This is a genomic window from Deltaproteobacteria bacterium HGW-Deltaproteobacteria-18, from assembly GCA_002841885.1.
GTDB lineage: Bacteria > Desulfobacterota > Desulfovibrionia > Desulfovibrionales > Desulfomicrobiaceae > Desulfomicrobium.
On the sequence record PHBE01000036.1, the window covers coordinates 1 to 1,062 of the forward strand.

General features: G+C 54.2%; 1 protein-coding gene. It reads left to right on the plus strand.

Annotated features, from left to right (window positions below; genetic code table 11):
- Positions 1–419: 419 nt before the first annotated feature.
- Positions 420–1,062, plus strand: a 643-nt coding sequence (locus CVU60_17965; protein PKN39988.1) for an aspartate aminotransferase, incomplete at its 3' end; no start/stop codon positions are given.

The window sequence follows — 1,062 nt, forward strand, 5'->3', positions numbered from 1 at the left end:
CTTCCTTTCCAATCTCGTCGGCTGCGATCATCGTCTGATAAGATGCGGCATGACTGTCCGGGTTGTCTGGGAGGACAGAAAGGAGGGGTTCAGTATCCCGAAATTCACCCCTGTCCAATAGCAGGTTGCTGGAGCCTTGGCAGGATCCTGGTGAGAATGGCCCTGCTGAAGGTGAATGGTGTCTCGCGGAAATCCCATCCCGATTGGGTGACAATCGGTTTCGCGAAAACGCTCCACTGGTTTGGATCGAGGATATACCTGTATGCCTTTTCGGTCAATTTCCATGACCGGGCAGATGTCGGCGGACCCGGTTTTAAGTATTGAAACGATGGGTGTAAGGCGATATTCTCAATTGTACTTAAAGAATGGAATGCGAAGGGTGATCGCTTAGACAGTGGCCCCTTGGCTCAAGGTGAATCATGACCACGTTTGCAGACCGCATCTCCCGTCTTGGAACGGAGACCGCTTTCTCGGTTTCTGCGGAAGCCTCCGCCTTTGCGGCACAGGGGCATCAGGTGTACGCCTTCCATCTCGGCGACATGAATATCCCGACTCCTCAAAACATTGTGGATGCCACGATGAAGGCCATCCATGACGGCAAAACCTGCTACTGCCAAAATGCCGGTGTGCCTCAACTGAGAGAGGTGATTGCAACCGACATCAATGGTTCTCACGGCACACGCTACACCGCCGAGAACATCGTCATTCAGCCCGGCGGCAAACCCGTCATAGGCAAGTTCATCATGGCCCTGATGAACCCGGGAGACGAGGTGCTTTATCCCAATCCAGGCTACCCGATCTATGAGTCGCAGATCGAGTTTCACGGCGGCAAGGCGGTTCCTTATACCTATGTCGAACAAAGGGACAACTTTGCTCTCGACATGGATTCGCTCAGGCGCGCGATCACTCCGAATACCAGACTGCTTATCCTGAACGATCTTCAGAATCCGACCGGCCACGAGTGCTCCCGGAGGGAACTTGAGGCGATTGCGGAGCTGGCTCTCAGGCACGACCTCTACGTCCTTTCGGACGAGGCCTATTTCGATATCCGCTACAGCGGCA